The following is a 23,516-nucleotide window of genomic DNA, read 5'->3' on the forward strand; positions in this document are numbered from 1 at the left end:
CCGACCTCTCCTCCCTAACTTTGCTTCAACCTGTGCGGCAGGAGAGCAAAAAAACTGTAAATGTTCATCAGCCAGGCGGGCATTATATATTCACGCACAATGATCCGGCACTCGACAGCAGTGGGCTTCCGCATCCACAGGTAACGGAGTGCCAATGCAGCTTTACTGAAATAACTCTTGCTATATTGCCTGGCGTCCAGGAGCATCCGGTAATACCGCGATACATTTTTTTTGACCAGGTCGGCGTATTCGTAGTTGGTTTCCTGGTTAATCCCTTCATACATCATAATCCGGTTGCGCAGGAAACGGGCATCCCGATAATGGTCTTTGTTGCTCACCCCGCCCCTGTTTTTCCTGTATACGGACATAAGCCTGGGGATATAGCCGATAGGGCCTTGTTTCGCCAGGATGATATAACGCGGTATGTCGCCGCTGGATGACTTCCGAAACCATTCGGGATAATACATCAGGTCGCCTTTGAAAAGTACGGCTGAAGTTGCAATAAACCAAACCTCATTGTCGCCCACCAGGTCCTTAATCGTCACTTCCAAAGCCTGGTCAGCCGTATTCAATTCATACGATGGCGTGCCGTCGTCATGTGTTACCAGGGCGTTATGGAAACAGGCGGACTGATCGGGATGCTGGTCCAGGTGATCCGCCATAACCTGAAGCTTGGAGGAATCTGTCCAGTAATCGTCGCCATCCATAGGTGCTACGTACCGGGCCTTTGCCAGCTTGAGCGTTTCGACGGTATTAAAAAAACCGTTTTGTCCGAGGTTCCTGGGATGAAACACCGGGACAACCTTATCGGGGTAACGTTTTTGATATTCCAGGATTACCTCCCGCGTTCCGTCAGTCGAGAAATCATCGCCTACCAATATCTCGTAGTCGAAATCAGTAACCTGATTCACAGCAGATTCTATGGCCTGTCCGATGAAATCTTTTTGATTATAAGTAAATATCGCGACTGAAACTTTCAGCATGTCAGTTCGATTGTTCGCTCAATCGCTAATTGTTTTCAAATACTTCTTTAATATCAGCCAAAGACGGGAACCCTGGCGTCAGCAGTTCCTCTTCGGGTTTGTAGATATACGCCATCGGATAGGCCCGCTCAATGAAAGAGGCGTCGTCAAGGTTGTTATAACGGAACTGAACCGACCACCTGATCAGGTCAGTAGTATTATTTCCCGACTGGTGGATGAGCAGTGTAGAAAACACCACGATGTCTCCCACCTCCAACTCAGTCTGAACGAATTCGCTGTGATTCAGATCTGCAAGGATCCCGCCCTGATAACCGGAAGTATCTGCTTCCATCAGGCCTTTGAAATGACTACCGGGCATTACCTGCACACTCCCCAGTTCCTTATTCGCCGGGACAAGCGGGAACCAGATAACTGCGCTGTCCAGCGACCCCTGTCCTGTCCGCCAGTCCTGGTGCGGATCGAGTTTCCAGTGCTTGCTGCCATTTTTAGACAAAAAGCGGCTGTTGAACTGCATAGCCGGACGAACGCCGATGATTGGATTGGTAAGCCCCAGTTCCTGCAATTGTGCCGTTATTTTCGGATCCGTTCCCAGGCGGTGCAGGGAAATCAAATGCTGGACGGTCTTCCCGGTATTGACAAACGCGTCAAAATCCCTTTCAAATAAGGCATACATGGCCTTGTCAAAAGCCTCCCGGTTCTCTATATCCACCCGGATTCCCAGAACCCGGTTGATTTGAACCGAAAATATTTCCCTTGCCTGCCTGTAAATGTTATTCAGGACCTCCTTATCAAAAAAGCCCCGCAATATGACATACCCGTTGCGGTGAAACTCCTGTTTTAAACTTTCCATTCGATAACTTAGGTTATTGCTTCAATGGCCCGACCGATCCGGCCCAGCCGATTTCCAATTTCCGATTTCCGATTTCCGATTTCTGATTTCCGACTCCCTCACTCCTCCCAAACCGCGTAACCAAACCCGGAAGCTCCGAAACCATTTCCGTTGTAAAATAGATATTTTTTATCGCCCCTGCTAAAGTAGTGCGCATAATTCATCATCTGGAAATCAAAATCACCGGGGTTTTCGGAGCGGGCAATTCCGACCAGGTCGTCTTTACGCGTCCAGTTGGTTCCGTCCGGAGATTCTGCATATCCCAGCCGGTAGCTATAGGCCGGGTTCGTGCGGTAATCGAGCGCATTGCGGTAGGAATAGTACATTTTGTAAATGCCCTCTTCTTTCACCACGCTCGGCCGCCCTACCGCGTCAAGAAATTCGTCAAAATCAATCGCCGGAACGTCGCTGACCTCCCAGCGGATACCATCACTGGAAACCGCCGAATGACAGCGATAATAAGGTTCCGGGATACCGTGGACGGTCCCCCATTTCTGGCAGGATATGTACCACATTCTCCAGGTCCCGTCTTCCTCCACCATGACCGAAGGCATGGCCGCCCAAACCGGGTCATAGATATTCCGGTCCAGAACAGGACCCCGGTACTTCTTTTCGAACGTAAGTCCGCCGTCTTTGCTTACCGCCAGCCCGATCGAGAGCCGGTATGTATGGGGGACTTTGTTCCAACCGGTATAATAAAGCCATATCTCACCGTCAGGCCGCTTTACAAACCACGACGGCATCACCCCGGTCTCATCATTTTCGCCGGGCAGCCCGACATCCATCACGGCCTCATGGTGAATGTACTTCACCTTGGAAAAATCGTCGGGGTCCACTTCTATGAAAGTAGGCCTGGTTTGGACTTTTTCGTCACGCGACGAAAAATAGATGCGAATGGCGCTCCCGGTGTCAAAGACAAAGGGGGCCTGAGCGTGTGTGCGGCTATGCGCCAAATTTCCTTCCGGCTTGTATATAAGGCCTTTCTTAATCCAAGGCATGGCAGACTGGTATGAGTTAGCTAAAGTATAAATATTTCAGGAGGCTAAATTAGTGCTTTCTGCGATAGGGAAAAAATGCCTTTTGTCACCTCAGGAGTTCAGGCACTTCTTCCGCTGACATTGCAGCTCCCGCCTCCTGCTGTCTTTTTTCGAAGTACATAGCTTCCCTGTTTACTTTTTTCTCACTTTTGCCGTTCCTGAATAAAATAACGACACTTCTGCCCAAACCTTTTATCAATACGGAAGATATAAGTAAATCCATATGTCAAAAACAGCGCTCATTACGGGAAGTACCAGCGGGATCGGGTTGGCAATTGCTGCTGCATTCGCCGGAAAAGGCTATAATATCGTTTTCAACGGATTGGAGAAAAACGGCCCCGGAATTGCAGCTGAAACCGCGGCAAAATTTGAAGTCGATCACCTGTTTTTTGATGCCGATCTCAAAGATCCCGGCCAGATTCAACAGATGGTGGCCGGAAGCATAGCCGCTTTCGGTAATATTGACGTACTTGTCAACAACGCCGGGATTCAGTTTGTCAGCAAAATTGAAGATTTCCCGGATGAAAAATGGCGCGATCTCATGGCTGTGCATCTCGATGCCGCATTTCGGCTTTCCAAGGCCGTGTGGCCCGGCATGCAGCAAAAACGCTCCGGCGCCGTCATCAATATCGCTTCGGCCCACGGCCTCATTGCTTCTCCTTACAAGAGCGCCTATGTCGCAGCAAAACACGGCATTATCGGGCTCACCCGGGCGCTGGCCATGGAAGGCGGGCCTTTTGGCATTACCGCAAACGCCATTTGCCCGGGTTACGTGCTCACCCCCCTGGTAGAAAAACAGATTCCGGAACAAATGCAGGTCCATGGCATGAGCCGGGAAGAGGTGGTGGAGAAAATTTTCCTGAAAGAACACGCCATCAAAGCTTTTATCACGCCCGAAGCCGTAGCGGAAACAGCACTTTTCCTGGCTAACAGCGCCGCAGCTCCGTTTATTACCGGAACCGCCCTGGCCATTGACGCCGGATGGACCGCTCACTAGCCGGGCTGCCCCGCAAAACCATACAATTTGTGAGGCAATAAGCGGCGTTTTACTATTTTTGTACCGAAGGGGTGCCTGGTCACCCAAATTGTCTATTTACCCGAACACGCCTCCCAGGCAGATCGTAAAATTATATTATTTCAATGAGTGTACAGGATTTCGAACCGTTGGTGCTTTTCAACACGCTGACCCGTAAAAAAGAACTGTTCACACCTTTTAATCCCCCCTATGTGGGGATGTATGTGTGTGGCCCGACGGTTTATAACAACGTACATCTGGGCAATGTCAGGACCTTTCTGAACTTTGATACTTTACTGCGCTACCTGACTCATATCGGGTATAAGGTACGCTACGTGCGCAACATTACGGATGTAGGCCACCTGGTGGGCGACGGCGACGAGGGTGAAGACAAAATCGGCAGGATGGCCAAGCTCGAGCAGCTTGAGCCTATGGAAATTGTGCAGCGCTACACCAACGATTTCCATGAGGTGATGTCTGTTTTCAACATCCTGCCGCCCAGCATCGAACCCACCGCTACCGGCCACCTTATAGAGCAGATTGAAGCGGTCAAAACTTTCCTCGAAAAAGGGCTCGCTTACGAATCAAACGGATCGGTATACTTCGACATCGCGCGGTACAACGAATTGGGCAATGAATACGGAAAACTTTCCGGGCGGATTCTTGAAGATCTTCGCAATGAAACCCGCGAGCTTGACGGCCAGGAAGAAAAACGGAGCCCGCTTGATTTCGCGTTGTGGAAAAAGGCTGCGCCTGAACACATCATGCAGTGGAATTCTCCGTGGGGACGGGGCTTCCCCGGCTGGCACCTGGAATGTACCTGTATGAGCTCCAAGTACCTCGGACAAACCTTCGACATTCACGGCGGGGGTATGGACCTGAAGTTCCCGCACCATGAATGTGAAATCGCTCAAGGCAGAGGGCTCACCGGTAAAGACCCGGTACGCTATTGGATGCATTCCAATATGCTGACCGTAAACGGACAGAAAATGTCCAAGTCTCTTAACAATTCCTTCCTGCCAAGAGAATTATTTACGGGGAACCATCCGCTGCTCGAACAGGCTTTCAGCCCGATGACCGTCCGCTTTTTCATGCTGCAAAGCCATTACCGCTCTACCCTCGACTTCTCTAACGAAGCGTTGCGGGCAGCGCAAAAAGGCTATCGGAAGCTCGCTTCGGGTGTTCGCAGTATTAAAATGCTCGAGTATATCGAAGAAGAAGGCGTTGAAATCAACGAGGAAATCCGTCAGGATATTACGGCTTCAGTGCGCCGCTTCTATGACGCCATGAACGACGATATCAATACAGCTGTCGCCATTGCGCAGATGTTTAACCTGCTTCGGTACATCAACATGCTCTATGCCGGCCAGCTTAAGTTTTCGGCAATCGGCAGAACGGCTTTCGAGCTGATGGAAAACAAATTCGTCTATTTCTTCCACGAAATTCTCGGGCTTTCCGAAGAAAAAACCACTGGCGACAGCGTCCTTATCGGAATGCTCAATTTATATAAGGAGTATAAGGCCGAAAAACGTTACGACAAAGTAGATGAAATCCGTGCCTATTTTAAAAACCAGGGGCTGGTGATCCGCGACATGAAACACAGGATCGATTGGGCTTATGAAGAATAGGTGGTGGGGAGGAAATCAGAAATCGGACATCGGAAATCGGAAATCGGAAATTTTAGAAAAGGGAAAATTAGAAAAGGGAGCTTGGATATTAAGAATTGGGTATTAGCGGGCCGATTTCTGATTTCCGATTTCCGAAAACCACAATCCACATGAAAACACGCATTTGGGTAATTTTACTCCTGTTGATAGCTGCGGCAGCGGCTTTTTTTTTCCTCCGCAGGGAGCCCGCAACTGAACCGGCGACGCATCAACCTGCGGCTGAAACCGGCAGACCCGAGATCCAGGGGAGCATTACGTTTCACAGCAACGGAACCGCTCAAAAGGTAGACGTAGAAGTAGCCCGCAGTGAATACGAGCACGCCAAAGGGCTGATGGACCGCACCAGCCTTCCGCATCACCAGGGCATGCTGTTTATATTCGACGAAATGGCCCCCCGGAGCTTCTGGATGAGAAACACCCGGATTTCACTCGATATAATCTATGTGGATGACAAAAAGAAAGTGGTCTCCATCCAAAAAAATGCTGTTCCGATGTCGGATGAAAGCCTCCCTTCCACCGGCCCGGCACAATACGTGGTAGAAGTGAATGCAGGTTTTGCCGACCTCTACAAAATACAACCGGGTGATAGCCTTTCGTTTAATATTCCCAAGTAGGTGTGAGGTATGAGGCGTGAGGTGTAAGTCTTATGCCACCCCTCATACCTCATGCCTCACCGCTCATACCTCATGAAACAAATATTCCTTTTAAACTGGAGGCCGGCGGTTCTTTTGCGGGCATTGGCGGCAGGATTGATAGCCGTAGGCTGCCAAAGCAGGCAGCAGGAAACTGAAACTACCCGGGCGCCGGCAGACGCAGTACAGAGCCGGACGCCGGCTTTTACCGAAGATTCTGCATATTATTTTGTCAAACAACAGGTGGATTTCGGCCCGCGCGTGCCCAACACAAAAGCACACGAAAGCTGCGGCGACTACCTGGTGCGAAAGCTTCGCTCATTCGGCTGGCAGGCGATTGAACAAAAGTTCCGTCCCACTACTTTCGACGGTAAAAAGCTGAATGCCAGAAATATTATCGGGATCTATAATCCTGACGCCAAACGTCGGATTCTCCTCGCAGCACACTGGGACTCCCGGCCCTTCGCCGATGCGGACAAGGCACAAAAAAATTCACCCGTCCCCGCGGCTAATGACGGCGCCAGCGGCGTTGGGGTTTTGCTGGAAATCGCCCGGACCATCGGACAGGACAAAAATAATCTCAACATCGGGGTTGACATTATTTTCTTCGATGCTGAAGATTGGGGAAATAGCGGCGGTACCGGCCCGGATGATGAATACATGGGCGGATTCTGCCTGGGCTCGCAATACTGGGCACAAAACAAGCACCTGCCGCAATATTCAGCTTATTATGGCATTTTGCTGGATATGGTAGGCGCCAAGAACGCCACCTTCCCCAAGGAATCACTCTCGATGATGTACGCCGGCGACGTCGTAAACAAAGTCTGGGATACCGCCAAATCGCTCGGGTATGGTGCCTATTTCGTTGACGTAACCGGCTTTGGTGTCGGTGTGGACGACCATGTGGCGGTCAATAAAATTGCCAAAATCCCGATGATCGACATCATTCACCTCGATCCGGCCTCCGGGAGCTTTTTTGAACATTGGCACACAGTTCATGATACCATGGAAAGCATCGATCCGAAGACCCTGAAAGCCGTCGGTCAGACCGTGCTAGAGGTATTGTACCTTGAAAACACGCCGCCGGCATAACCGGCAGGGCCGTTGTACGTTGCCGCCGGATTTCCCGTTTCATTAAAAGAAAATTTCCGCTGCCGGGAAGACCCCTGATCTCCTTTTAAGCGGCGCAACTTCAGGTGAGCCCTTCAATTCACCCATAATTTTGAAAAGCATGGGTATATTCCAGAAAAGAATGCATTTCTTAAAGTGAATCAAAGTATCTGACCGATATTTCCCATAGTTATTAATAATCAAAAATCTGATCACTCAGAAAGTGCCTATGAAAACTCATAGAAAAGACCACTCAGAAAGAAGAGACTTTCTCAAAAAAGCCCTGGCCGGATCCGCAGTTATGACGTTCGGCGGCGTATTGCCGGGCTTCAGCGCAAAGAGCTACAAAAGAGTAATCGGCGCGAATGAGAAAATTTCAATCGGTGTTATGGGGGTTAACAGCCGCGGACTTGCTCTCGCGCAGAATTTTGCACTGCAACCGAACAGTGAAGTAAATTTCATCTGCGACGTTGACACCAGGGCCGCGGAAAAGGCAATTGACGTAATCAACAAAATTCAGGGTAAAAAGCCTGCCGATGTGCCTGATTTCCGGAAGGCGCTTGAAAGCAAGGATATGGATGCGCTCGTTGTCGCAGCGCCTGACCACTGGCACGCACCGGCTGCATTGCTCGCCTCGAAAGCGGGCAAGCACGTGTACCTGGAAAAACCATGCAGCCATAACCCGAATGAGGGCGAAATGCTGGTAGCTGCCGCCAAGAAGTACAAAAATGTTATCCAAATGGGCAACCAGCGCCGTTCGTGGCCGAATGTTGCCAAAGGAATCAAAGAAGTACAGAACGGGGCTATCGGCCGCGCTTACTTTGCAAAGGGCTGGTACACCAACAACCGCCCTTCGATCGGCACAGGGAAGGTAACTCCGGTACCCCAATGGCTCAATTTTGATCTTTGGCAAGGCCCGGCACCAAGAAAGGCATTCAAAGACAACCTGATCCACTACAACTGGCACTGGTTCTGGCATTGGGGAACTGCGGAATCACTCAACAACGGAACCCACATGCTCGACCTGATGCGTTGGGGGCTCCAGGTGGACTACCCTACCAAGGTTTCATCCGACGGCGGCCGCTACCGGTACCAGGATGACTGGGAAACACCTGACACACAAGTGATTAACCTGGAATTCGGCAACAAATGTGCCATGACCTGGGAAGGCAGAAGCTGTAATGGCCGCACTAACGAAGGCAGCAGCGTCGGGCTGGTATTCTACGGCGAAAATGGTTCCCTGCAAATTGACGGCGGCAACTCCTACAAAATTTTCGGCCTGGACAACAAACTGGTGAAAGAAGTGAAAAACGATATTGAAATCAACGCCCGCGACCGGATGAACCCTTCACAGGCGCTGGATGCTTTCCACTTCCAGAACTTCTTTGACGCTATCAAAAAGGGAACTCCGCTAGCTTCCGACATCGACAGCGGTCACAAAAGCACGCTGCTGTGTCAATTGGGCAATATTGCTTACCGCACGCGTACTACGTTGGACATCGACCCGGCTACTGGTAGAATTAAAAACAATAAAGAAGCGCAGAAACTTTGGAAGCGCGAATACCAAAAAGGTTGGGAACCAACTGTCTAACGGATTGTACTCGCAAAAATGAAACAAAAAAACGAACTCGTTTCAGTCGAAAGCCTGACCAAGAATCAAACCATTCTCTCGATTTTCCTGATCGGGGTCATGTTCTTTATCTTCGGGTTTATCTCCTGGGTAAATGCCATCCTGATCCCTTATTTTAAGATTGCCTGTGAACTTACCAGCTTTCAGTCGTACCTGGTAGCGTTTGCCTTCTATGTAGCGTATTTTTTCATGTCGGTACCGGCCTCCTTTATTCTTAAAAAATACGGTTTTAAGATGGGGATGATGTTCGGTTTCTGGGCGATGGCAGCCGGGGCGTTTATTTTCGTACCTGCGGCTATGACGCGCACCTATGAGATTTTCCTCCTGGGCTTGTTTACGATCGGTATCGGCCTGGCCATTCTCCAGACTGCTGCGAACCCCTACATCACGATCCTGGGCCCTAAAGAACGGGCCGCGCAGCGCATCAGCATCATGGGTATTTGCAACAAGGCCGCCGGTATTCTCTCGCCGCTCATTTTCGCCGCTGTCATCCTGAAACCGACAGATACCGACCTTTTTGCGCAATTGCAGCACATGGGAGATACAGAGAAGGCGGCAGCCCTTGACGAACTTATCCGGCGGGTTATCACGCCGTATTCGGCGCTGGGCACCTTCCTGCTTGTATTGGGTTTCCTGGTCTATAAATCGCCGCTTCCGGAAATCGACACCGAGCACGAAAGCGAGGCGGTGGCAAGCGCAAATTCGTCCAAAAACAGCATTTTCGATTTCCCTCACCTTATTCTCGGCGCGGTAGCAATATTCCTACACGTGGGAACGCAAGTGATTGCCATCGATACCATCATTCCCTACGCCAACTCGATGGGCCTCGACCTGCTGGAAGCGAAAACATTCCCTTCCTATACGCTGGCCTGTACCATCATCGGTTATCTTATCGGGATCACGGTAATCCCGAAAGTGATCTCCCAGGTGACGGCGCTGCGCATTTGTACCGTTCTGGGAACATTTTTTACCCTGGGCATCATTTATGCAACAGGTGAAATTACCTTGCTGAACCATACCACCGACGTATCGATCTGGTTCGTAGTGCTGCTGGGCCTCGCCAACTCACTGGTATGGGCGGGTATCTGGCCATTGGCCCTCGACGGACTTGGCCGTTTTACCAAGCTCGGTTCGTCCATTATGATCATGGGCCTTTGCGGAAACGCGATTATGCCGCTTGTTTACGGGCATTTCGCCGATAGCCACGGTACAAGGCTGGCCTACTGGGTACTGATCCCATGTTATCTCTACTTGGTATTCTACGCGGCAAAAGGCCACAAATTAAGAAAATGGGGATTTAAATAGGCGTGAGGTATGAGGTTTGAGAGGTGAGCTGCAAGCCCCCTCAAACCTCATACCTCACCGCTCAAACCTGATATTAAATGAAGTTAGTTATTACCAACGGTACTGTTCTGACTCCCTACCGGGAAATTAAAAACAGTACCGTTGTTGTGGAAAATGGCAAGATTGCCGGCATCCATGCCGGGAAGGTCGAGGTACCGGGAGCAGAAGTGATCGACGCCGGAGGAAAGTACGTCGCACCCGGCTTTATTGATATTCATATCCACGGCGGCGGGGGCGCCGACTTCATGGACGGCACAGTGGATGCCTTCCTGCAGGTCGCTGAAACACACGCGAAATACGGGACGACTTCCATGGTTCCTACTACGCTGACGGCAGAGAAAGAAGACCTGCTGAATACGCTGGATGTCTACAAAAAGGCAAAGGACGTCAACAAGAAAGGCGCCGCTTTCCTGGGCATCCACCTTGAAGGCCCCTATTTCGCGTTGAGCCAACGTGGTGCGCAGGACCCGCGTTATATCAGAAACCCCAACCCGGCAGAATACGAGGAAATCCTGGCCTATTCCGACGACATTGTGCGCTGGAGCGCGGCACCGGAACTGGAAGGCGCGATCGAGTTCGGCAGGAAGTTGAGGGAGCGCGGAATTCTGGCCGCAGTAGCGCATACCGATGCCAAGTACGAGCATGTAGTGGAGGCGTGGGACAATGGCTATACCCTGGCGACACATTTATATTCGGCCATGTCAGGCGTTACCCGGGAAAAGGCCTTCCGCTACGCCGGAACCATCGAAAGCGCGTTCCTGCTCGATATGGATGTCGAAATTATCGGCGATGGTGTGCATTTACCTGCCCCCCTGCTTCAATTGATCTACAAAATCAAAGGGGCCGACAAAACAGCGCTCATTACCGATGCCATGCGGGCCGCCGGTATGCCTGAGGGTGAAAGCACGCTGGGATCTCTGAAAAACGGCCTCAAGGTCATCGTGGAAGACGGAGTAGCGAAGCTGCCCGACCGCAATTCTTTTGCCGGAAGTGTGGCAACTTTTGACCGCCTCGTACGGAATATCATCACACTCGGCGGCGTAAACCTGAGCGAAGCAGTCAGGATGGCCAGCACTACTCCCGCCCGTATTATGGGAGTCCTGGATAAAAAAGGTACGATCCAGGTAGGGAAAGATGCTGATATCGTCGTCTTTGACCAACAGATCAACATACAAAATACGATCGTCGGCGGAAATTTGGTATATACTTCTTAACAGATATTTATGAATCTAGATAATCTCTCTACGTCAGCACTTTCAGTCGATAACCTTGCCGTAATCGTCTCCCCAAATCGTGAACAACTTGGAATTGAAGCCGCCAGTGCAGTAGCCGAAAGAATCCGTGAAATTCAAAGCCGGAAAGAAACGGTTAATATGATCTTCGCTTCCGCACCCTCTCAAAACGAATTTTTGCAGCATCTCAAAAATGCAGCAGGGATCGACTGGTCGAGGATCAATGCTTTCCATATGGACGAATACATAGGTCTTGAAAGCGACGCGCCGCAAAACTTTGCCACTTTCCTGGTCGACCGCCTTTTTAACCATGTAGCCATAGGCAATTTCTACCGGATCAACGGGAACGCTTCCAACGTCACCGACGAAATCGCCAGGTATACGGCTCTGCTTGAGGAAAACCCGGTGGATATCATCTGTATGGGCATCGGAGAGAATTGTCATATTGCCTTCAACGATCCGCACGTAGCCGATTTCAACGACCCCGCTACTGTGAAAGTGGTGGAACTGGACGAAACCAGCCGTGTTCAGCAGGTAAATGACGGTTGTTTCACAACACTCGGCTCGGTGCCAACACACGCGCTTACGCTTACGATACCGACCCTGGTCAAGCCGGCCCATGCATTCTGCATCGTACCCGGTCCGCTAAAAGCGCAGGCCATTAAGTATACCCTGGAAGCTGATATTTCCCCGGAATTTCCTTCCACCATACTAAGAGAGCACCCGGATGCCAGGTTATTTGTAGACAAGGAAAGTGCTTCACTACTCGGTGCATAGCCCCTGCTTTCCATACATTACTCCAGTAAAATGCCCCGGTCGCAAACAAATTGCAACCGGGGCATTTTACTGATACTTTGCCGGCGTGGGCTAGACCTCCATAATGTCTTTTTCCTTCGCCAGGTAAATCTGGTCTACTTTGACGATAAAGCCGTCGGTGATTTTCTGAACGCGCTCCTCCCCTTGCTTGATGAGGTCTTCTGAAGCCCCCTCTTTCGCCAGCTTCCTGATAGCGTTGTTCGCATCCTGTCGGATGTTCCGGATGTTCACTTTCGCCGTCTCAACTTCAGCCTTCGATTTTTTCGCCAGCTCCTTCCGTCTCTCTTCCGTGAGCGGCGGAATGGACAGACGGATCACCTCACCGTCGTTTGCCGGTGAAAGCCCTACGTTGCTATTGATAATGGCCCGCTCTATATCCGAAATAATCTTCCGTTCAAATGGTTTGATTACAATGGTACGCGGATCGGGTGTGGTAATCGAGGCGACGTTGTTTAGCGGAGATAAAGAACCGTAATACTCGAGTCTTATACCATCCAGCATTTGAGGAGAGGCTTTTCCGGCGCGTATTTTTGCCAACTCGATATTCAGGTGCTTGATAGCCCCTTCCATCGTTTCTTTTGCGTCTTCAAGATAGAATTCTATTTCTTCCATGCTACATAAATATGATTCGAAAATTAATCCGTTAACCGATACGCGTTCCTACCGTTTCGCCGCTGACGAGTTTACTGAGGTTACCAGGCTTGTTCATATCGAAAACAACAATCGGAAGGTTGTTTTCCATACAAAGCGTGAACGCTGTTTGGTCCATGATTTTCAGTTTTTTCGAAATGGCTTCGTCAAAAGTGAGGGTTTCATATTTCTTCGCGTCAGCGTTTTTCTCCGGATCTTTGTCATATACGCCATCCACGCGTGTTCCTTTCAACACTACGTCCGCTTCAATTTCAATAGCACGCAGGCCCGCCGTCGTATCGGTGGTGAAGTAAGGGTTACCGGTTCCGGCTCCGAAAATAACCACGCGCCCCTTTTCCAGATGCCGGATGGCCCGCCGGCGAATTAAAGGCTCACAAACCTGCTCCATTTTTATCGCCGACATCAGGCGGGTACGGATCTGGTGCTTTTCGAGCGCGCTCTGAATCGCCATGCCGTTTATTACCGTTGCGAGCATCCCCATATGATCGCCCTGAACGCGGTCAATACCTGATTTTTCAACTGATGCCCCTCTGAAAATATTTCCACCACCTATCACAATCGCTACCTGAACCCCCGCATCAACCACTTCTTTTACCTCCAGCGCATACCGGTCCAGAATACTAAAGTCGATCACCTGTGCCTTGTCTCCCCCGTTGAGCGCTTCCCCGCTGAGCTTCAATAATATACGTTGATAGTTTTGTTGGGACATAAATTTCTGGTTTGTGTTAAAGTGGCAATAATAAACCGCACTCGGCTAAAATACAAAAATGACTTCCAAAACGCACCGGTTTTCATCGCGCTCTTTACCCGGAGGCATTGAAACAGCGGCGTGAAGACCGGCGGTCAGATAGCAGCAAAATTTTCTGATTCCTGGTAGTAGTGTACAATTTCGTCCAGCATCGCTTCAATGTCCCGGTAAACCAGGCTTTCTACAAGCCGCATCCGAAACGGTTTGAAATTATCCAGACCTTTGAAATAGTTGGTATAGTGCCTGCGCATTTCCAGCAGTCCCAGGGTGTCACCCTTCCACCTGACCGAAAAGTCCAGGTGTTTCCGGCAGGCCGCGACCCTTTCCAGTATGCCGGGGGCCGGTAAATGCGCTCCCGTCTTAAAAAAATGCTTGATCTGGTTAAAAATCCAGGGATTCCCGATCGAGGCCCTGCCGATCATAATGCCGTCCACACCATACCTTTCCCGGTATTCGAGCGCTTTTTCGGGGCTGTCGATATCGCCGTTTCCGAAAATAGGGATCCGTATCCGCTGGTTGTCCTTGATTTTTCCGATCATCGTCCAATCGGCGTCACCCTTGTACATCTGTACCCGGGTGCGGCCATGTACGGTCAGTGCCTGGATACCGATGTCCTGCAGCCTCTCGGCAACCTCAAGGATATTAATGGTTTCATGGTCCCACCCCAACCGGGTTTTAACGGTCACCGGAAGCCCGGTCGATTTCACCACCGCCTCGGTCATCTTTACCATCTTCGGAATGTCCTGGAGCAACGCCGCCCCCGCGCCGCGACAGGCCACGTTCTTTACCGGGCAACCGTAATTGATATCTATGAGATCGGGCCCTGCTGCGGCGGCGATTTCGGCGCATGACGCCATGGTTTCAATGTCGCTCCCGAAAAGTTGTATTCCGATAGGGCGCTCATACTCGAAAATATCGAGTTTTTTTACACTTTTGGCGGCATCCCGAATCAATCCTTCCGAAGAGATGAACTCGGTGTACATCAGGTCCGCACCGTTGTCTTTGCAGACCGCACGGAAGGGCGGATCACTCACGTCCTCCATCGGCGCCAGCAGCAGCGGGAATTCTCCAAGCGTAATATTTCCTATATTTGGCATTTTTCGGGGTTATAGCTCCGTAATAACAGACCGGAAAAACCGAACTGTGGAAATTTGACGTAAATTTACAGGAATTATGGCAGAAATACACCTTCCCCGTACGCAACCTCTGGTATCCGGTACCTGGAGCGCATTGCTCATTCTGATCGGGATTATACTCATCGGAATGGCGATAGGCAGCATCCTCGGCGTCGGCCTGCTGACGTTAATCGGGGATGGCGATTTTAACCTCAATGAAATTATTGCCGCCGGGGCCACTGCAGCCTATGACGCGGAGAGCTGGCTTAGGGTAATCCTTCTGCAGGCCGTTTACCACCTTTTCTCCTTCCTGATTCCGGCACTGGTTTTCTGGAAGCTTGTTGAAAGGAAAGGCACAGAAGCCTTCAATCTCCAAAACCGGAATTCATACGCCGGCCTGGTCCCGATATTCTTTCTGACAATCGTACTGATGCCGTTCACGGGTATGATCTCCGAATGGAACGAATCTATGATTCTCCCCGACAGTTTATCGGGCATAGAAGCCTGGATGAAAGAAAATGAGCTGACACTGGCCAATCTCACGGAGTATTTCCTTTCCTTCCAGACGATCGGCCAGCTATTGATTGCGGTCGTGGTAATAGCCATTATCCCGGCCATTGGTGAAGAGGTGCTTTTCAGAGGTATATTACAAAGAAAGCTGGCGGAGCACTGGGCCAATGTCCACCTGGCTATATGGGTGAGCGCGTTTATATTCAGCGTCATCCATTTCCAGTTTTACGGTTTTTTCCCCCGCTTATTTCTCGGCGCGATGTTCGGTTATCTCTATTTCTGGACCGGCAGGCTTGCAATGGCTATTTTCGCTCATTTTGTAAACAATGCCGTTACGGTCGTCCTGATGTGGATGTACCGCCAGAAAATGATTGATGTCGATATTGCATCCTCTCAATCCGTACCGGTGTGGACAGGCCTGTTGTCATTGGTAGCTGCGCTTTGGCTGCTACGCATTGTCTACAAATCTACCCCCGGTTCCGCTGCCGCCTGACCGGCTCCCCTCAATTCACTAGTTCCCTTTAATACGCATCAAAACCGGCTTATCATGCTTGAAAACTGGGTAAAAATACTGATCAGCGACGCAAACCCCAAGGCAGAAATATCGAGGATGGTACTCGAAAACAACGGCATACAGGCCGTGATTATCAACAAAAAAGACAGTAGCTACCTCCTGGGCGTCTTTGAACTATATGTCCCCCTAGAACAGGAAATTATTGCCAGGCAAATACTTGAAAATGAAATTTCGTCTTAGTGAACGAAGCAATCTCGAGCAGCGGGTCGTAGCCGCGCTGATTGGCTTTTTTGTAATTTTAGGTCTGATTCTCTACAGCGAAGCAACCTTTTTGCTTTTTGTCTGCATCTTATGTGCGTTGACCCAGTACGAGTTTTACAAGCTCCTGGGCCTCGACGGGAATCAACCATTAACCAACTATGGTACTTTTTGCGGTATCGTCTTAAACCTGCTCACGTTTTTCATTGAAAAGGGAGACCTGTCAGGACAGTATTATTTTGCTATTTCGCCGTTATTGTCGCTTATTTTCTTTATCAAATTGTACAAGAAAAAAGACATAAAACCCTTTATGAACATAGGCTTCACCTTCCTCGGCCTTATCTACGTAGCGCTTCCCTTTGCGCTGCTTTCGGTCATCGCCATGCGGGGGGGCACCTATAACTTCCAGATCGTACTGGGCTGTCTTTTGTTGCTTTGGGCCTCGGATATCGGAGGCTATTTCGCGGGCACGAAGTTTGGCAGACGGAAATTATTCGAAAGGGTTTCGCCGAAGAAGTCCTGGGAAGGCGCCATAGGCGGAGCGGTGTTTGCCGCACTGGTGGCATTTTTGCTCGGAATTTTCTTTACTACCTATGCCGCTTGGCAGTGGTATTGTATTGGCGCTATCCTCGTCATCGCCGGCATTTATGGCGACCTCGTAGAGTCTCTTTTTAAAAGAAGCATTGCCATTAAGGATTCGGGCAACAGTATCCCCGGCCACGGCGGTTTCCTTGACCGCTTCGACGGGCTTTTGCTCTCGATGCCGTTTATTGCCACTTTTATCAAGCTTTTTTCCTAATCTTTTCGGTATATTCAGCGCAATGCGCTAATTTTATAAGACAATAAACACGACCTCGCTAAAGAAAAAACTAATAAAAATCTCTTGTACGGGTATCGTATGAACTGAGAAAGAGTTGAAAACAAGAGAAACGATTATGATCGCAATGAAGAAGATTTTTTTCGCAAATATTCTCCTGGTCTTTCTTGCTGCTTTGAGTACGATTCCCGCATTCGGACAGGGTGAGCGGAAAGCCATAATGTTTAACGGGATTGTAGTCGGCGCTAACCAGGAACGACTTCCCGCAGCAAGTATAATTATTCCGCGGGCCGGGAAAGGAACAATCGCCGACAGGGACGGCTATTTTGTAGTTCCCGTTTTTCCGGGAGATAGTATTGTGTTTTCATACATCGGTTACAAGAACCAGTACTTCAATATTCCCAAGAACTTCAACGGAGAAAGCTTTTCTGCCATTATCGCGATGCGCGAAAACGTGCAAATGCTCTCCGAAGTAAGGGTATGGCCTTACCGGACCGAGGATGAGTTCAAAAAGGCTTTCCTGGAAATGCGGCTTCCGGATCAGGCGGATCGCGATGCGCTTGCCAAAAGCACCGATCCTGAGTATATCAACCGGATGGCGATGATGGTGCCCAACAATGCGCAGACCAATTTCCGCCATTCCATTGACCAGCAACTCTTCGGCCGCGAGTCCTATGCCAACCGGAGTTTTGGTACCACAATGCCCTTCCTCAACCCTTTTGCCTGGGCAAACTTCATTAAAGGGGTTAAAAAGGGTGATCTGAAACGAAAAGAATGGCATAAGGACCTGAATCAGGCCCCCAGAGAGAATATCTCCCGCCAGGATTACATTAACCCCGGCGAAATCCCTAAAAAGAATTTTGAAGATTAACGACCGGTTCCGCTCTTGTCGTATTTCAGCTCCATGGAACGGCCGTCGAAACGGGCATAGGGATAGCCACTTCCCCGGCTGAACCATTCTCCCAGGTTGATGTAGCGGCTATTCTCACCCACCTGCAGATCCAGGGGAAGATGACGATGGCCAAAAACGTAATAGTCGTGGTGCAACTGTTGCTCCACCTCCAGGCAATATTGATATAGCCATTCCCGATCCAGGCCCTTAAAGGTATCCTCTCCTTTTTCGTTATTCGCAGCCCGGCTCTGTTTCGACCAGGCAAAGGCGAGCTTTGTGGCAAGATCGGGATGGACCTGCCTGAAAAGCGTTCTCGCCAGCGAACTCTCAAACAATACTTTCAGAAACTTGTAAAAATGGTCTCCCGGGCCGAGGCCGTCGCCATGACCAACAAAAAGCCGGGAAGTAGGTCCGGAAGTGGTCACGGTAAACCGCATCGGGTCCCTGCTTACTATTGCTCCCAATTCCTGCTCAAAGTAATCGCGCACCCACATGTCGTGGTTGCCTGTAAAATAGTAAATAGGGATGCCCGTGTCCGCTATTTCCGCCAGCTGCCCGAGCAGACGGACCGCCCCTTTGGGCACTACGTGTTTGTACTCAAACCAATAATCAAACACGTCGCCTACCAGGAACAGGTAAGCGGCATCTGGCGCTATCCGCCTGAGCCAGTCAACGATCCGCTTTTCAAGGTCCCTGTTTTTGTCGCCTTTGGCCGAAGCGCCGAGATGGAAATCTGAAACAAAAAAAATACTTTTTCCCGCAGGAAGATTGAGATCGATGTGCCGAAAATCACTCATTTAAATATGCTGTTCCCTAAAATGTAGGAAAGACACCCGCCTTTTGGCAAGTGTCTTCCCGGATGCTCTTTTCAACGAAACGGTTGGAAGTTTCGAAGCTTGTGGTCATTAAAATGCCTCCTGCAATACCTTGAGTTGATGTTTCAGCTCCGCTAACTGCTCTTCCGCCTTTTCTATTTTTTTCTCGAAATCGGCTTTCAGCTTGTCTGAATTCTTCGATTTGGCAAAGAACTGAATATTGTTCTGCCAAAGTAAGATATCCTCCTCAAGCTGGGTCACTTTCTTCCTTAGGTCATTCTCCTTCCGGTAAAGGTTTCTGTCCGAATCGCTGCCTTTGACCACGTCTACCTCATTTTGAAGCAATACAATTTCCCGCTCCTTCACGCTGAGTTTACCGATTGCGCTTACATACTTATTAATAGCGGCAATATATCGCTTTTGTATATTCTGCATCTCGGCCCTCGGGACAAAGCCAACACCCTTCCACTCCGCCTTGAAGGCATTCAGCTGCTCAATATTTGCTTCGGGCTCCTCGGCAAGCGCTTCTATCCGGTTGCACAGGTCTTCCTTCTTCTGGAGGTTCTCTTCGAACTCCTTCTCTACTGCCTGGTTTTTGCCGCGCTTCTTGTCGAAATATGCGTCGCAAGCCGTCTTGAAACGAACGAAAATAGAATCCTTGTATTTTTCCGGAACCTGTCCGACCGTTTTCCAGCGTTTCTGCAGTTCAATTACCCGCTGCGTATTTTGCGGGTTGTCTTCGCCAAGGCTCAGAATTTCTTCGGCTTGCTCGCACAGCTCGGTTTTGGCACGTAGATTCACCTCGCGTTTGGCTTCCAGCTGCCTGAAAAACTCACCTTTGTTGTTAAAAAAGGTCTTCAGTCCCGACCAGAACTTCTTGCTCAACACCTTGCCTTCTTCCCGGGGCATACCGCCCTTTATCTCCTCCCATTTCGATTGGAAAACCAGCAACTCCTTGGTTTTGGCATTCCACTCGTTAATACTGCCGGAAGAGAACACGGTGTAAGGCACGATCTCTTCGTATATCTTAGATTTGATTTCGTAGATTTCGGCGGCTTGCTTCCTCAACTCACCCGATTGCACACGTTTTGCGTCGTATACACGGTCCAGCGCGGTTTTGAAGCGTTGCCAGAGCTTTTCCTGCTCTTCCTTGGGAGCCGGCCCTACGTGCTTATATTCCTCGAAAAGGTGCAGCGCCTCATCCAGGAGCGCTTTGCTGAAACCCTCATTTTCAATCTGTGAAGAAATCAGCTCGACCTTTTCGCATAACTCAGCTTTCACGTCGGCATTCCGTTTACGGTCAAGTTCTTTGAGTTCAAAAAACATGTTCCGTATATTAAAATACCGGTCAACAAGGGCGTTATAAGTGGCCCAAAGCGTACCATTATGAGGAGAATTAATATTTCCGGCCAGGCGCCATTCTTCCTGGATCTTTTTAAAGTCCTGCCACCCCGCCTTCATATTGGAATCGTCAGATTCCTTGTTTTCCTCTTCCTCTACCAGTTCTCTCAACCGTTGGAGCAAGGTGGTTTTCAAACTGAAATTATCTTCCTTGGCCTTGTCAAGCTGCTTGAAAAACTTGCTTCTCTCTAGCTTGAGTTTCTTTTTCAGTTCGTCCAGCTGGGCGGTTTCCGGGTCCTGACGGTATTCAAACCCGTCTTCGCTGCCATTTTCCGCGATAAAACGCTCCAGGGCTGCCGCCTGTTCGGTTCTCTGAAACTGTTCAAGAATAGGGCGAAAGTCTTTCAGCAGGGCATCCAGTCTGCGAAATACGGACAACGTAAGGTTTTCACCTTTTTGAAGATGGGCCAATTCCCTGGTCAGAAGGCCGATAAGGCCGGGTTTATCGAATTCACTCAGGTCGATGGCTTCGTGCGCGAGGTCATCTTCGTCTGACGCATCATCGGAATCTGCGGCCGCAGCGTCTTCATCAGAATCATTCAAAGTCTCCCCGGCGTTTTCCGGCGCATCTGCCGTATCCGCAACAGGTGTCTCTTCCTGTCCTGATGCTTCAACGGTTGATCCGGTTTCCTGTACCGCTTCTTCCTCTGAATTCTTTTCCTGAGAAGCCGCGACTGTTTTCTCTTTGTCCGGCTCGTTCACTACGTTTCCACCGTTTTCGGTGATGTCGTCCTGTACCATCGTTTTTTACGCTTTCTATTCGATACCCTTATATTACAAAAGTAAGAATCTTTCTATTGAAACAAGTATTTTTGTCATTTAACCTTAAAGAATAGTCGCCTCATGAGCCTGAGTATAGCAGACATACGTAAAGACTACACGCTTAAAACGTTGAGCGAAGAAACCGTCGCCGGCGATCCGGTAAGCCAGTTCGGCACCTGGTTCGGCGAAGCCCTTGAAGCCCGTGTAATTGAGCCCAATGCCATGCACCTGGCCACCCTCGACCGTCACCAGCACCCCAACGCCCGCATCGTATTGTTAAAAAGTTTTGATCCGGACGGATTTACTTTTTTTACGAATTATCTCAGCGAAAAAGGAAACGAATTAACAAGGTATCCGTTCGCGTCATTGACATTTTTTTGGCCTGAGCTGGAAAGACAGGTCCGGATTCAGGGTGAAGTAAAACGCATTTCCGAAGCTGATTCGGATGTCTATTTTCAGAGCAGGCCCCGCGCAAGCCAGATTGGCGCCTGGGTTTCCAACCAGAGTTCGGTGATCGGGAGCCGCCAGGAGCTGGAAGAAAAACAACAGTTGATAGAAGCGCAATTCGAGGGCCGGGAGGTACCAAGGCCACCGCATTGGGGAGGGTTCAGGCTCACCCCTGACCGGGTAGAATTCTGGCAAGGCGGCGCCGGGCGCCTTCATGACCGGATCCTGTATACCCAAACGGAATCTGCAGGCGAGTGGCGTATTTCCCGGTTATCCCCCTAGAGAAAAACCGAAAGATCTTTAAGTCCCAGAGCACGGTAAGAAGTAAAGCCCTCACCGTAATCCACACCGACCGCGTGTCCCATTTCCTGAGCACGGGCTTTTACCGAGGCCAGGAATGCCGGTGTCGAAATATAGCTCTGGGGCTCGTCTTTCTCATAAGACGGCACAAAGAACTGGCTTTTAAAGGCCTGGATTGCCTGAATCTTCCTTTCAAAGACGGGAGAAATGTCAACTATAAAATCCGGCTTTATATAGCGGTCCTGGATAAAGTGGAAGACATTTTTGGGCCGCCAGGGCGCCTGTTGTTTTCCATCATCACCAACCGTTTCAACTTTGCGAAGCCCCGAGTAAAAGCAGGCATCGGCTACCAATCCGCCCGCACGGCCGTGATCCGGGTGGCGATCGTCAATGGCGTTGGTCAGTACAATATCCGGGCTGTATTTCCTGATAAAGGGGATAATTCTCATTTGATGGTCCGGGTCATTCCGAAAAAAGCCATCGGCCAGACCTACATTTTCCCGGACAGGGACTCCCATCAGTGCCGCCGCATCGGCCGCTTCTGCCAGGCGGCCTTCGGGGGTTCCGCGCGTTCCGAGCTCTCCGCGGGTAAGGTCTACAATGCCTACCTTCTTCCCCTGGAGAACTGCCATCATCAGCGTACCGGAACAACCCAGCTCCACATCATCCGGATGGACGGCAATCGCAAGTATATCTAGTTTCATGGGTATGAGGTATGAGGTATGAGGTATGAGGTATGGGGTGAGGGGTGAGGGGTTCCGGCTTACAGCTGGTTCGCTCCTCGTACCTCGCTCCTCCCTACCGGATTCGCAATCTCTGTCCGATACGTAACGTAGAGCGGACGCTTAATCTGTTCAGTTTTGCAACGCTCGAAATCGTCGTTCCATATTTTCGGGCGATTGAAGAAAGCGTTTCTCCCGAACGTATCTTATGCCAAACCGCCGACCGGTACGCCGGGGACTGGTCACCTGATTCAAATTCACTCTTGTAACTCCGGCTTCCCCGCCGGTAATCCCAAACCGATTTGGTCAGTTCAAATTCCCTCGACTTGACCGCCGGTTTGTTCCAATCGTAAATATGTCTCGGATCAAAGGCATTTCCTTCGTATCGGACTTCGAAATGTAAATGCGGACCGGTACTCCGGCCCGTGCTTCCGCCCAGGCCCAATACGTCACCCGCCTTCACCACGGTACCGGACTCCGTCAGTGGTTTCGACATATGCCCGTACAGCGTTTCCAGCCCGTTGTAATGCCTCACCACGACAAACCTTCCATAACCCCGGCCGTCGGTGCCGACGACGCGTACCATACCGTCAAAGACAGACACGATGGTATCGCCGGTATCCAGGTCCAGGTCGGTGCCGGTGTGATTCCGCCCCCATCTCAATCCAAACTGCGAGGTAGGTTTCACGCTTCTGAGCGGCATAGCAGCATAGCGCCCTTCGTCGTCGTTGTATAAATCCAAAACAACGCTTTCGTCAAACTCAAGCGGATTAATATTGTAGGGGTTAATGTTCCGGTCATCCCAGATCACAAAGTATTCGGCTACTTTGACCATATCATCGCCTACCTGCATGGAATCCGCCATTTCCGCCACTGTCAAATCAGCCGGCAACAACGTATCAGGATCCTCGTTGACAACAGGATTAATCGGCTTTACCGGTTCAAACTGGCTCTGAAACTGGATGTTTGATGTTTGAATTTCAAACCCCTCGGTCTCGTCTTTCTGATCTTTCTTAGGAGAATCGGGAGTCTTTGTGGTTCCCTGATTGATCTTCGGTGCCTGCTTCACCTTTCCTCTCTCCTGGCCCACCGCTTCTTTCCCGGCAAAAAATACGGGAAAGAACAGGCACAAAACGACTTTGTTCCAATTCTTAAAAATAGTCAGTCCTTTCATATTCGACTAAGGCCGCTTTTTTTACAAAAAAACAC

24 protein-coding genes are annotated in these 23,516 nt (G+C 50.1%); 13 read left to right on the forward strand and 11 right to left on the reverse strand.

From position 1 onward, the window contains the following. Window positions 1-14 precede the first annotated feature (14 nt). From ABD852_RS04780 to ABD852_RS04795, 4 genes are all read right to left on the reverse strand, one after another. Window positions 15-983, reverse strand: a complete 969-nt coding sequence (locus ABD852_RS04780) for a glycosyltransferase family 2 protein (RefSeq protein ID WP_345026883.1) — start codon at window positions 981-983, stop codon at window positions 15-17. A gap of 25 nt (window positions 984-1,008) precedes the next feature. Next, a complete protein-coding gene (locus ABD852_RS04785) occupies window positions 1,009-1,833 on the reverse strand; it encodes a phytanoyl-CoA dioxygenase family protein (protein ID WP_345026884.1) in 825 nt (274 codons plus the stop codon). Between the two features lie 98 nt (window positions 1,834-1,931). Next, window positions 1,932-2,870 carry a glycoside hydrolase family protein gene (locus tag ABD852_RS04790; RefSeq protein ID WP_345026885.1) on the reverse strand — a complete coding sequence of 313 codons (939 nt, stop codon included), beginning with the start codon at window positions 2,868-2,870 and terminating at the stop codon, window positions 1,932-1,934. Window positions 2,871-2,955: 85 nt separating this feature from the next. Then, window positions 2,956-3,132 carry a hypothetical protein gene (locus tag ABD852_RS04795; protein WP_345026886.1) on the reverse strand — a complete coding sequence of 59 codons (177 nt, stop codon included), beginning with the start codon at window positions 3,130-3,132 and terminating at the stop codon, window positions 2,956-2,958. On the opposite strand from ABD852_RS04795, the gene ABD852_RS04800 reads away from it, so the two are divergent. The 8 genes from ABD852_RS04800 to ABD852_RS04835 all read left to right on the forward strand — a co-directional run bounded on the left by ABD852_RS04800 (window position 3,133) and on the right by ABD852_RS04835 (window position 12,316). Continuing rightward, a complete protein-coding gene (locus tag ABD852_RS04800; protein ID WP_345026887.1) occupies window positions 3,133-3,906 on the forward strand; it encodes a 3-hydroxybutyrate dehydrogenase in 774 nt (257 codons plus the stop codon). Window positions 3,907-4,049: 143 nt separating this feature from the next. Continuing rightward, complete coding sequence (gene cysS, locus ABD852_RS04805) at window positions 4,050-5,552, forward strand: cysteine--tRNA ligase (protein WP_345026888.1); 1,503 nt, start codon at window positions 4,050-4,052, stop codon at window positions 5,550-5,552. Window positions 5,553-5,701: 149 nt separating this feature from the next. Continuing rightward, window positions 5,702-6,205 carry a DUF192 domain-containing protein gene (locus tag ABD852_RS04810; protein WP_345026889.1) on the forward strand — a complete coding sequence of 168 codons (504 nt, stop codon included), beginning with the start codon at window positions 5,702-5,704 and terminating at the stop codon, window positions 6,203-6,205. A gap of 72 nt (window positions 6,206-6,277) precedes the next feature. After that, a complete protein-coding gene (locus ABD852_RS04815; protein WP_345026890.1) occupies window positions 6,278-7,315 on the forward strand; it encodes a M28 family peptidase in 1,038 nt (345 codons plus the stop codon). A gap of 247 nt (window positions 7,316-7,562) precedes the next feature. Further along, window positions 7,563-8,924, forward strand: a complete 1,362-nt coding sequence (locus tag ABD852_RS04820) for a Gfo/Idh/MocA family protein (protein WP_345026891.1) — start codon at window positions 7,563-7,565, stop codon at window positions 8,922-8,924. Window positions 8,925-8,942: 18 nt separating this feature from the next. Continuing rightward, window positions 8,943-10,268: a sugar MFS transporter gene (locus tag ABD852_RS04825; RefSeq protein ID WP_345026892.1), complete on the forward strand. Its 1,326-nt coding sequence runs from the start codon at window positions 8,943-8,945 to the stop codon at window positions 10,266-10,268. 77 nt (window positions 10,269-10,345) lie between these two features. Further along, window positions 10,346-11,521 carry an N-acetylglucosamine-6-phosphate deacetylase gene (gene nagA / locus ABD852_RS04830; protein WP_345026893.1) on the forward strand — a complete coding sequence of 392 codons (1,176 nt, stop codon included), beginning with the start codon at window positions 10,346-10,348 and terminating at the stop codon, window positions 11,519-11,521. A gap of 9 nt (window positions 11,522-11,530) precedes the next feature. Then, a complete protein-coding gene (locus tag ABD852_RS04835) occupies window positions 11,531-12,316 on the forward strand; it encodes a glucosamine-6-phosphate deaminase (protein WP_345026894.1) in 786 nt (261 codons plus the stop codon). Window positions 12,317-12,406: 90 nt separating this feature from the next. Here the strand turns inward: ABD852_RS04835 and frr are convergent, their stop codons facing one another. The 3 genes from frr to dusB form a co-directional block, all read right to left on the reverse strand. Continuing rightward, the gene (frr, locus tag ABD852_RS04840; RefSeq protein ID WP_345026895.1) at window positions 12,407-12,967 is read right to left on the reverse strand and encodes a ribosome recycling factor; all 561 of its coding nucleotides are present in this window, start codon (window positions 12,965-12,967) and stop codon (window positions 12,407-12,409) included. A gap of 31 nt (window positions 12,968-12,998) precedes the next feature. Then, entirely contained in the window at window positions 12,999-13,715 is a 717-nt protein-coding gene (gene pyrH / locus ABD852_RS04845; protein ID WP_345026896.1) for a UMP kinase, read from the reverse strand. 134 nt (window positions 13,716-13,849) lie between these two features. Continuing rightward, window positions 13,850-14,851 carry a tRNA dihydrouridine synthase DusB gene (gene dusB, locus ABD852_RS04850; RefSeq protein WP_345026897.1) on the reverse strand — a complete coding sequence of 334 codons (1,002 nt, stop codon included), beginning with the start codon at window positions 14,849-14,851 and terminating at the stop codon, window positions 13,850-13,852. 76 nt (window positions 14,852-14,927) lie between these two features. On the opposite strand from dusB, the gene ABD852_RS04855 reads away from it, so the two are divergent. The 4 genes from ABD852_RS04855 (at window position 14,928) to ABD852_RS04870 (ending at window position 17,839) form a co-directional block, all read left to right on the forward strand. After that, on the forward strand, window positions 14,928-15,872 hold the full coding sequence (locus ABD852_RS04855) for a CPBP family intramembrane glutamic endopeptidase (RefSeq protein ID WP_345026898.1): 945 nt from the start codon (window positions 14,928-14,930) through the stop codon (window positions 15,870-15,872). A 54-nt stretch (window positions 15,873-15,926) separates the two neighbouring features. Next, on the forward strand, window positions 15,927-16,133 hold the full coding sequence (locus ABD852_RS04860; RefSeq protein WP_345026899.1) for a DUF2007 domain-containing protein: 207 nt from the start codon (window positions 15,927-15,929) through the stop codon (window positions 16,131-16,133). Next, entirely contained in the window at window positions 16,117-16,950 is an 834-nt protein-coding gene (locus ABD852_RS04865) for a phosphatidate cytidylyltransferase (protein WP_345026900.1), read from the forward strand. Before ABD852_RS04860 ends, ABD852_RS04865 begins: the two co-directional genes overlap by 17 nt. Window positions 16,951-17,095: 145 nt before the next feature. Continuing rightward, window positions 17,096-17,839 carry a carboxypeptidase-like regulatory domain-containing protein gene (locus ABD852_RS04870; protein WP_345026901.1) on the forward strand — a complete coding sequence of 248 codons (744 nt, stop codon included), beginning with the start codon at window positions 17,096-17,098 and terminating at the stop codon, window positions 17,837-17,839. Here the strand turns inward: ABD852_RS04870 and ABD852_RS04875 are convergent. Together ABD852_RS04875 and ABD852_RS04880 are read right to left on the reverse strand one after the other, a co-directional pair. Beyond that, window positions 17,836-18,657 carry a UDP-2,3-diacylglucosamine diphosphatase gene (locus tag ABD852_RS04875; protein ID WP_345026902.1) on the reverse strand — a complete coding sequence of 274 codons (822 nt, stop codon included), beginning with the start codon at window positions 18,655-18,657 and terminating at the stop codon, window positions 17,836-17,838. The two genes, ABD852_RS04870 and ABD852_RS04875, sit on opposite strands and share 4 nt — an antisense overlap. A 108-nt stretch (window positions 18,658-18,765) precedes the next feature. Continuing rightward, entirely contained in the window at window positions 18,766-20,817 is a 2,052-nt protein-coding gene (locus tag ABD852_RS04880) for a DUF349 domain-containing protein (RefSeq protein WP_345026903.1), read from the reverse strand. Window positions 20,818-20,919: 102 nt separating this feature from the next. Here ABD852_RS04880 and pdxH point away from each other — a divergent pair, with 102 nt between their 5' ends. Then, window positions 20,920-21,567, forward strand: a complete 648-nt coding sequence (gene pdxH, locus ABD852_RS04885) for a pyridoxamine 5'-phosphate oxidase (RefSeq protein ID WP_345026904.1) — start codon at window positions 20,920-20,922, stop codon at window positions 21,565-21,567. Here pdxH and bshB1 read toward each other — a convergent pair. Next, complete coding sequence (gene bshB1, locus ABD852_RS04890; protein WP_345026905.1) at window positions 21,564-22,289, reverse strand: bacillithiol biosynthesis deacetylase BshB1; 726 nt, start codon at window positions 22,287-22,289, stop codon at window positions 21,564-21,566. The genes pdxH and bshB1 overlap by 4 nt on opposite strands. A gap of 94 nt (window positions 22,290-22,383) precedes the next feature. Further along, complete coding sequence (locus tag ABD852_RS04895; protein WP_345026906.1) at window positions 22,384-23,481, reverse strand: peptidoglycan DD-metalloendopeptidase family protein; 1,098 nt, start codon at window positions 23,479-23,481, stop codon at window positions 22,384-22,386. Window positions 23,482-23,516 lie beyond the last annotated feature (35 nt).

The organism is Ravibacter arvi, assembly GCF_039540405.1.
Lineage (GTDB): Bacteria > Bacteroidota > Bacteroidia > Cytophagales > Spirosomataceae > Ravibacter > Ravibacter arvi.

What these genes read in the sequence shown, in the direction of transcription:
- ABD852_RS04860 (WP_345026899.1), top strand. Translation starts at nt 15,927, where the DNA reads ATGCTTGAAAACTGGGTAAAAATACTGATCAGCGACGCAAACCCCAAG.
- ABD852_RS04785 (WP_345026884.1), bottom strand. Translation starts at nt 1,833, where the DNA reads ATGGAAAGTTTAAAACAGGAGTTTCACCGCAACGGGTATGTCATATTG.
- pdxH (WP_345026904.1), top strand. Translation starts at nt 20,920, where the DNA reads ATGAGCCTGAGTATAGCAGACATACGTAAAGACTACACGCTTAAAACG.
- ABD852_RS04800 (WP_345026887.1), top strand. Translation starts at nt 3,133, where the DNA reads ATGTCAAAAACAGCGCTCATTACGGGAAGTACCAGCGGGATCGGGTTG.
- ABD852_RS04865 (WP_345026900.1), top strand. Translation starts at nt 16,117, where the DNA reads ATGAAATTTCGTCTTAGTGAACGAAGCAATCTCGAGCAGCGGGTCGTA.
- ABD852_RS04835 (WP_345026894.1), top strand. Translation starts at nt 11,531, where the DNA reads ATGAATCTAGATAATCTCTCTACGTCAGCACTTTCAGTCGATAACCTT.
- ABD852_RS04870 (WP_345026901.1), top strand. Translation starts at nt 17,096, where the DNA reads ATGAAGAAGATTTTTTTCGCAAATATTCTCCTGGTCTTTCTTGCTGCT.
- cysS (WP_345026888.1), top strand. Translation starts at nt 4,050, where the DNA reads ATGAGTGTACAGGATTTCGAACCGTTGGTGCTTTTCAACACGCTGACC.
- dusB (WP_345026897.1), bottom strand. Translation starts at nt 14,851, where the DNA reads ATGCCAAATATAGGAAATATTACGCTTGGAGAATTCCCGCTGCTGCTG.
- bshB1 (WP_345026905.1), bottom strand. Translation starts at nt 22,289, where the DNA reads ATGAAACTAGATATACTTGCGATTGCCGTCCATCCGGATGATGTGGAG.
- ABD852_RS04875 (WP_345026902.1), bottom strand. Translation starts at nt 18,657, where the DNA reads ATGAGTGATTTTCGGCACATCGATCTCAATCTTCCTGCGGGAAAAAGT.
- ABD852_RS04790 (WP_345026885.1), bottom strand. Translation starts at nt 2,870, where the DNA reads ATGCCTTGGATTAAGAAAGGCCTTATATACAAGCCGGAAGGAAATTTG.
- ABD852_RS04795 (WP_345026886.1), bottom strand. Translation starts at nt 3,132, where the DNA reads ATGGATTTACTTATATCTTCCGTATTGATAAAAGGTTTGGGCAGAAGT.
- ABD852_RS04880 (WP_345026903.1), bottom strand. Translation starts at nt 20,817, where the DNA reads ATGGTACAGGACGACATCACCGAAAACGGTGGAAACGTAGTGAACGAG.
- ABD852_RS04855 (WP_345026898.1), top strand. Translation starts at nt 14,928, where the DNA reads ATGGCAGAAATACACCTTCCCCGTACGCAACCTCTGGTATCCGGTACC.
- ABD852_RS04810 (WP_345026889.1), top strand. Translation starts at nt 5,702, where the DNA reads ATGAAAACACGCATTTGGGTAATTTTACTCCTGTTGATAGCTGCGGCA.
- frr (WP_345026895.1), bottom strand. Translation starts at nt 12,967, where the DNA reads ATGGAAGAAATAGAATTCTATCTTGAAGACGCAAAAGAAACGATGGAA.
- ABD852_RS04780 (WP_345026883.1), bottom strand. Translation starts at nt 983, where the DNA reads ATGCTGAAAGTTTCAGTCGCGATATTTACTTATAATCAAAAAGATTTC.
- ABD852_RS04895 (WP_345026906.1), bottom strand. Translation starts at nt 23,481, where the DNA reads ATGAAAGGACTGACTATTTTTAAGAATTGGAACAAAGTCGTTTTGTGC.
- pyrH (WP_345026896.1), bottom strand. Translation starts at nt 13,715, where the DNA reads ATGTCCCAACAAAACTATCAACGTATATTATTGAAGCTCAGCGGGGAA.
- ABD852_RS04820 (WP_345026891.1), top strand. Translation starts at nt 7,563, where the DNA reads ATGAAAACTCATAGAAAAGACCACTCAGAAAGAAGAGACTTTCTCAAA.
- ABD852_RS04815 (WP_345026890.1), top strand. Translation starts at nt 6,278, where the DNA reads ATGAAACAAATATTCCTTTTAAACTGGAGGCCGGCGGTTCTTTTGCGG.
- ABD852_RS04825 (WP_345026892.1), top strand. Translation starts at nt 8,943, where the DNA reads ATGAAACAAAAAAACGAACTCGTTTCAGTCGAAAGCCTGACCAAGAAT.
- nagA (WP_345026893.1), top strand. Translation starts at nt 10,346, where the DNA reads ATGAAGTTAGTTATTACCAACGGTACTGTTCTGACTCCCTACCGGGAA.